General features: G+C 72.6%; 7 protein-coding genes and 1 pseudogene. 3 read left to right on the top strand and 5 right to left on the bottom strand.

All coding sequences use genetic code 11. The features are described 5' to 3' along the window. Positions 1-13 precede the first annotated feature (13 nt). The 3 genes from MKK75_RS29690 to MKK75_RS29700 form a co-directional block, all read right to left on the bottom strand. Positions 14-1,390, bottom strand: a complete 1,377-nt coding sequence (locus tag MKK75_RS29690; RefSeq protein ID WP_244046074.1) for a cytochrome P450 — start codon at positions 1,388-1,390, stop codon at positions 14-16. Positions 1,391-1,457: 67 nt separating this feature from the next. Further along, a complete protein-coding gene (locus tag MKK75_RS29695; RefSeq protein ID WP_244046075.1) occupies positions 1,458-2,855 on the bottom strand; it encodes an L-serine ammonia-lyase in 1,398 nt (465 codons plus the stop codon). Positions 2,856-3,225: 370 nt separating this feature from the next. After that, positions 3,226-3,423 carry a hypothetical protein gene (locus MKK75_RS29700; protein ID WP_244046076.1) on the bottom strand — a complete coding sequence of 66 codons (198 nt, stop codon included), beginning with the start codon at positions 3,421-3,423 and terminating at the stop codon, positions 3,226-3,228. Between the two features lie 387 nt (positions 3,424-3,810). Here MKK75_RS29700 and MKK75_RS29705 point away from each other — a divergent pair, with 387 nt between their 5' ends. Both MKK75_RS29705 and MKK75_RS29710 read left to right on the top strand, forming a co-directional pair. Continuing rightward, positions 3,811-4,215 carry a helix-turn-helix domain-containing protein gene (locus MKK75_RS29705; RefSeq protein WP_244046077.1) on the top strand — a complete coding sequence of 135 codons (405 nt, stop codon included), beginning with the start codon at positions 3,811-3,813 and terminating at the stop codon, positions 4,213-4,215. Positions 4,216-4,393: 178 nt separating this feature from the next. Next, positions 4,394-4,621 (top strand): hypothetical protein, encoded by a 228-nt coding sequence (locus MKK75_RS29710; protein WP_244046078.1) that lies wholly within the window; start codon positions 4,394-4,396, stop codon positions 4,619-4,621. 327 nt (positions 4,622-4,948) lie between these two features. Here MKK75_RS29710 and MKK75_RS29715 read toward each other — a convergent pair whose 3' ends face one another. Beyond that, a complete protein-coding gene (locus MKK75_RS29715; protein ID WP_244046079.1) occupies positions 4,949-5,251 on the bottom strand; it encodes a hypothetical protein in 303 nt (100 codons plus the stop codon). A gap of 126 nt (positions 5,252-5,377) precedes the next feature. Continuing rightward, positions 5,378-5,857 (bottom strand): hypothetical protein, encoded by a 480-nt coding sequence (locus MKK75_RS29720; protein WP_244046080.1) that lies wholly within the window; start codon positions 5,855-5,857, stop codon positions 5,378-5,380. A 617-nt stretch (positions 5,858-6,474) separates the two neighbouring features. Here MKK75_RS29720 and MKK75_RS29725 point away from each other — a divergent pair. Then, a pseudogene (locus tag MKK75_RS29725) lies at positions 6,475-6,662 on the top strand (porin family protein); the annotation flags it as partial.

Raw genomic sequence — 6,662 nt, forward strand, 5'->3', positions numbered from 1 at the left:
CCGGGGCCGGCTCTCAGCCGCAGGGGCGCAGGCGGAAGGTCGGGGATCGGCTCGGCCGGGTGGCGAAGGCGCCGACCGGGAGCACCGGCCCGCCCGCGTCGAGGACGAGGTCGTTGTCCCGCAGCAGCCGCGCCAGGACCAGCACCGCCTCCGACGTGGCCAGTTGCGCCCCGATGCACACGCGGGGCCCGGTGCCGAACGGCAGGAAGCCCTGGTGATCCGGCCGCCCGGGGCCGAGGAAGCGCCCGGGGTCGAAGCGCTCGGGCGAGGCCCAGAGGCGCGGGTCGGTGTGCAGCAGGGTGAACGGCATCAGCACGATGGCCCCGCGCCGGACGGGGACGCCGCACAGGTCGTGGTCGACCACCGCCTGGCGCGCCGTCATGTAGGCCGGCGGGTAGAGCCGCAGGGCCTCGTCCACCACGGCGCGCGTGAGCGGCAGCGCGCCGACGGCGGCTCCGGCCCCGCCGGGGGACAGGTCCGCCCGCCGCGCCTCCCCCCGGACGGCGCGGCGCCAGTCGGGCGCGTTGGCCAGCAGGTAGCAGGCCCAGAACAGCGTCAGGCCGGTCGTCTCGTGCCCGGCGAAGATCATGGTCGAGACCTCGTCGGCGAGCAGGTCCTCCTCCCGATCGCCGTAGGCCTCGGACAGCAGATCGAAGAGATCGCGCGGCGCCCCCGGGGGCTGGGATGCCCGGCGCCGGGCGATGATCGCGTCGATGAGCGCCCGCCAGCGCCGGCGGAAGCGCGCCCGGCGGAGCGTGGTGAGCGTCGGCACCCAGCGCGGCAGGATGAAGTCGCTGGCGCGCGGGCGCCCGATGCCGGCGGCGTAGGACTGGAGCAGGCCGCGCAGCTGCGCCCCGAAGGCATCGGTCTCCAACGAGAACATGCTCGTGCAGGCGACGGCGAGGCTGAGGTCCTGCATCACGCCGAGCAGGTCCACGGGCGCCCCGCGGGACGCCTCCAGCGGGGCGAGGGCCGCCTCGGCGCAGGCGGCGATGTGCGGGGCGAGCAGGGTCACGGTGCGGGGCGTGAAGGCCGGGGCCAGGGTCCGGCGCTGCCGGCGCCAGGCCTGCCCCTCGCTGGCGGCGACGCCGCGCCCGATGAGGGCCCCGAAGATGCGGTCGCCGGCCGCGATGCGCCGGTAGAGGTCCGGGCGCGTGGCCAGCACGTCGCGCATCGCCTGCGGTCCGGCGGCGATGACGATGTCGCGGCCGGGCAGGGGCAGCACGACGACCGCCTGCGCGCGGCACCGGGCCGGGAAGGCGGAATAGGCGTTGCGGCGCAGGCCGGCCAGGACGCCGAGGGCGCCCACGCGGTCCGGCGCCAGCGGCGGCATCGGCGGTGCGAAGGCGGTCGGCCCGGGCGTATCGGGCGCCGCGGTGATGGTCTCCATCGGATCGTCCTCATCGAGTGCGGTGGCGGCCCCGGGCCGCCCGGAACCGGCCGTCGCGCGCTGTCCGTCAGCATTCCGGAAGGTTGACGGCGAGACCGCCGGTCGACGTTTCCTTGTACCGGACGCTCATATCGCGCCCGGTCTGCTTCATGGCCTCGATGCAGTTGTCGAGCGGCATGATGTGGCTGCCGTCGCCGCGCAAAGCCAGCGACGCGGCGGCCACGGCCTTGATCGCGCCGAGGCCGTTCCGCTCGATGCACGGCACCTGGACCAGTCCGCGGATCGGGTCGCAGGTGAGGCCGAGGTGATGCTCCAGGGCGATCTCCGCGGCGTTCTCGACCTGCTCGTTGGTGCCGCCGAGCGCGGCGCAGAGGCCGGCGGCCGCCATCGCGGCCGCCGACCCGACCTCGCCCTGGCACCCGACCTCGGCCCCGGAGATCGAGGCGTTGGTCTTGATCAGCCCGCCGATCGCCGCGGCCACCAGCAGGAAATCGTGGATGCCGGCTTGGGTCGCGCCGATGCAATGGTCGCGATAGTAGCGGATGACCGCGGGGACCACGCCGGCGGCCCCGTTGGTCGGCGCGGTGACGACACGCCCCCCGCCGGCGTTCTCCTCGTTGATCGCTATCGCGTAGACCGACAGCCAATCGTTGGTGACGTGCGGCTGGACGCGGTTGGAGCCGAGCTCCGCGAGCAGCGCCTGATGGATGCGGCGGGCGCGGCGGCGGACGTTCAGGCCGCCCGGCAGAGTCCCGTCGGCGGACAGACCGCGCTCGATGCAGGTGTCCATGACGGCCCAGATCCGATCGAGGCCGGCCTCGAGCTCCGCGTCGCTGCGGTCGACCGTCTCGTTCGCCCGCTTCATGGCCGCCACGCTGCGCCGCGACGCCGCGCCCATCGCGAGCATCTCGGCGGCGCTTCCGAAGGGATAGGGGCGGAGCACGGAGGCATCGACGGCCTTGATCTCGCCCCCGGACAATTCCTCCGCGGTCAGGACGAAGCCGCCGCCGACCGAATAATAGGTCTCGCTGAGGTACGGAGCCCCTTCGGCGTCGAAGGCCCGGAAGATCAGGCCGTTGGCGTGGCCCGGCAGGGGCGGCCCGTAGTCGAAGACGACGCCGGACCCGGCATCGAAGTCGATCCGGGGAAGGCCCGCGACGTCGATCCGACCGGTCTCGCGCAGTGCGGCCTCGCGGCGCACGGCCTCGTCCGGATCGAGCGTATCCGACCGGAAGCCGAGCAGGCCGAGAATCACCGCCCGATCCGTGGCGTGCCCCCGACCGGTAAAGGCGAGGCTTCCGTGCAGGACGGCCTCGATGCGGAGCGACGCGACCGTGCCGGTTGCGCGAGCCCGCGCCGCGCGCAGCGCCTCGAGGAAGCGCGCGGATGCCAGCATCGGCCCCATGGTGTGCGAGCTCGACGGTCCGACGCCGATCTTGAAGACGTCGAAGATGCTCAGGAACATCGGGCCCTCCGTTGAGCCATGGCCCGGCGCCGTGCCGGCCGATCGACGCCGATCCGCCCGGGACGCGGAGACAACCCCCGCCGCGTCACAGCCTTCGGAACCGGCGCGGCCGCCCCGGGCCGAACCGGGGGACCTGATCGTCCGCATAGAGCCAGGCCCGATCGCGTTGCAATCGGGCCTGGCTCCAGGCAGGGATCGGGCCGCGCCGGATCCGGCGGCGCGGCGGTCCAGCGGGCCACGGATCGCGGCCGGCGTGTCGATCGCCGCCAGATCCGCCGCGCGCCGAGCGCGGACAGGGTTGTTGGATCGAGGCGGATGGACGCGGACCGAGCGCGGTGGCAGGCGCCCGCGCGGGCCGGTCGGCGCGGCGTCAGATCAGCCCGCCCGTGGGCCCGGCGGTCAGGGAGCGGCCGGCGCGGCTGACCAGCCTCACGAAGGCCAGCGCGGCGGCCGAAGCCTGCATCTGCGAGGCGAAGGTCCGGTCCGATTCGAGGACCGGCATCCGGGTCTCGTCGAGGAGGACCCAGGTCCACAGGTGGCGACCGGTCGAGCGGATCTCGAAGTGCATGGCGGGCTCGTCTGTCTGGGCCTGCCCCATCTTGCGCAGCGGAAAGGCCCGCTGCGTTAACGGCTTGGCCGGCGCAACAACCTGTGTCGGCTAACAACGGGGTTGCCCCCGACATCCCCGCAGATCACAGCCGACGGGGGCCGTGGTCCGGCGCCGCAGGGCGTCACCGCGCGCTTCTCTCGAGACAGCCGGAGCATGGTCCGGCGGACGACGCGGATCGCGTCGGGCCTGCGTCGCCCCGGCCACGGACGAGGCCGACGGTTGACGCACGCCTGGATTGCACAAATGTGCGCAACTCAATTGTGCGTTATAGAGTTAGGGGACGATCGAGGCGTCGGCCGCCCCTGGCCGCCCCAATCCGAAAGTGCCGTTCGAATGACCCCACCCGTGATCGCTCACCCTGCGCCGAAGCTGGCGACCGACGCGGATCGCACCATCGGCAGTCGTATCGCCGCGCTGCGGGTGGCCCAGGGCTTGAGCCAAGCCGCCCTCGGAACCGCGCTCGGCGTCAGCTTCCAGCAGGTGCAGAAGTACGAGAAGGGCCGCAATCGCATCGGTGCCGGCCGGCTCCAGGCGATCGCCGACGTTCTGAAGGTGCCCGTCGAAACCTTCTTCACGCGTCCGCCGGCTTCGGGCAGGGCCGATCTCGGCGCCACGACCTTCCTGGAGGATCCGCAGGTGATGGAGCTCGTGTCGGCCTTCGTGAGCATCACCGACACCACGACCCGCGCCGGCGTCCTGGCGATCGTGAAGGCGACGGCCGGCCTGCGGCCGAAGCCCGAACGGGCTTGACGGTGCGGTCGCCGGGAGGAATCCGGTGGCCCTCCGGGATCGGCCGACCGTGAACGGCATTCGACCCGGACGCCGCCATCGCAGCCCGAGCCGCTGATGTCAAAGCCGCTCGCCGAAGCTGCCCGTCACGACACGGATCCATCCGCCGGCGGCTTTCGGGCATCGAAGCACCGCGCGGATGCGCGGCCGATCCCGCGAGAGCCGGTGCGCCGACAACGTCGGGGCGGCGGACATCCGCTCGGCCGACAGGCTCCGGCCGCGCAACCGGATCGGCACCGGCGCGTTGTTCCGGAAGCTGCGCCGTTCGGCGCCCGAGGCTCCCGACATGCTCCTGATCACGTCCCTGGTGGCGGGCACGTTCGTGCTCGCCGGCTCGTTCTCCCTCATCGCCGTGCTGGCCGACTAGGGCCGTGCCCGACCGCGTTGCCCGCTTTGCACGACCGTCACCGGCAGTCGGCGTCATCGGGTGATCCCACCCGACCCCCTCATCCTGCGGGGCCCGCATCGGCGGGCCTCGACGGAGGGCTCCGGCCTGCCGCGCGATCCCTGGAGGGCCCCTTCGAGGCCCGCGCTGCGCTCCGGCGCCTCAGGATGCGGTCGCGGGTTGGACAATCCGCTCCGGGGCATCCCGGTCTCGTGTCGTGGACCGATCGCCTTGCCGTCGCGCAGGGCCCGAACCCTGTGTCGTGACACGCTCGCCGCCGAACCGGTGTCCGCTTCGGCGGAGCGCGTCCTAGCGGCCGTCCAGCGACGGACCACCCGACGTGCCGCCGGTTCCCGGCGGGCCGCCGGTCGGCGTTCCGCCGATATTCACGTCCGGCGTCGTTCCGACCACAGGGGAATTGCTGCGGTTGGCCGCGTTGCCCCGGGTCGTCGGCGTGGGACCGAGATCGCGCGCGCCCGGGCCGACGCCCCCGGTGCCGGCCGGCGGGGTCACCCCCGTATTGCCGGCGCCGCCGGTGACGATCTGGGCCGCGGCGGGACCGGCCAGAACGATGCCGAGGATTCCGGCGCGCGCGATTGTCGTCAGGACCATGAGGTCTCCCTGCTGCACCTGTTGCGGCACGGGAACGGGCGGGGCGGCGCGCGGTTCAATCGCGCTCGCAGGCGATCGGGGCCGGCCGATCGCCACCGGCGGCCCGCGGGGGGCTCGAAGGCGGGCCTATCCCTTGAGCTGCTTGTTGCAGGCCGAATAGTAGCCGCCGCCCTTCTGGATCCATCTGGCGTCGCCCAGGGTGCCCGCGGCCTTGGCCGCATTGTAGCTGTCCAGGCAGGTATGCATCCGGGCCTTGCCCGGCGATTCCTGGGCGTATTTCGGATCGACCGCCCGCGGGTAAGCCGCGGACCCGGCGGTGGCCGCCGGTGCCGGGGCCGGAGCGGTTCTTGATGCTGTCGTGGTCGGCGCCGGCGCGGCGGTCGATGCGGACGGCGCGACCGGGTTCGGCACGGTGCTGCTCGACGCGTCGGCCGCCGCGCCGCACTCCGCCTTGCGGAAGTCGTTCCACTTCCGGCCGTTGAGCGTGCCGGCCTGCTTGGCGGCCTGATACTTCGCCGAGCAGTCCTTGGTGGACAGCGCGGCAGCGGGACTGGCGATCGCAGCACAGCCGGCCATCAGCACGGCAAAAGAGATCAGGCGGCTCATGATTACGAGTCTCCAGTGAATATGTCGTCTCAATGGAGAGATTAGCGCAGTCTCCGCGTATCGGAAGAGTGTTTGACGCCTTTGTGCAGGCAGCCCGCGCGGCGCGTGTCAGGCGGACCGAGCCGGGGCCGGTCGCCGGTTCGATTGCCGATCCGCCACCCGCAGGCGTCGGAAGCGGAACGAGGCCTGAACTGCGCCGCCCGCGCGGCCGTTCGATGCGGGCCGTCGGAGCGATGCTGGGCGCGCCTTGCAGACGCGGCTGCCGGTTCGGCGCAGGAGCCGCGCGTCACAACACGGGCCTGGCGCCACGCCCGATCGGGAAGAGGGCTACGGCCCCCCCGCGTGCCCCGGTCGGCGGCCGACCGGGCACGCCGTCGTGTGACCTCCGGGCGACAGGTGGGCGGTCACAGCGCGGCCGGCTGCAACCAAGATGCCGATGAGATGTTGATGCGCTCGGCCAGATGCATCCCGATGTATTCGGGCGATCAACCGCATGTTCACGAACGGTTTACTATAACATGGCCACGGATGATCGCCGGGTGTGTCCGTAAAACTACAGCCAATTTGCTCAGAGATCGGTAGCCTTGGCGTCAGATCGAAACACGGGATCAACGCCGATGACCAAGCTCCTCGCCTCGCTGACTGCCTTCACCGCCCTGACGGCGGCCGCCTCGGCCGCCGACCTGCCGCGCCGGGCCGCGCCGCCGCCGGTGTTCACCCCCGTGCCGGTGTTCACCTGGACCGGCGCCTACTTCGGCATCAACGCCGGCTACGCCTTCGACGCCTCCAGCCGCTCCACCGGCAA

The organism is Methylobacterium sp. J-030, from assembly GCF_022829545.1.
GTDB lineage: Bacteria > Pseudomonadota > Alphaproteobacteria > Rhizobiales > Beijerinckiaceae > Methylobacterium.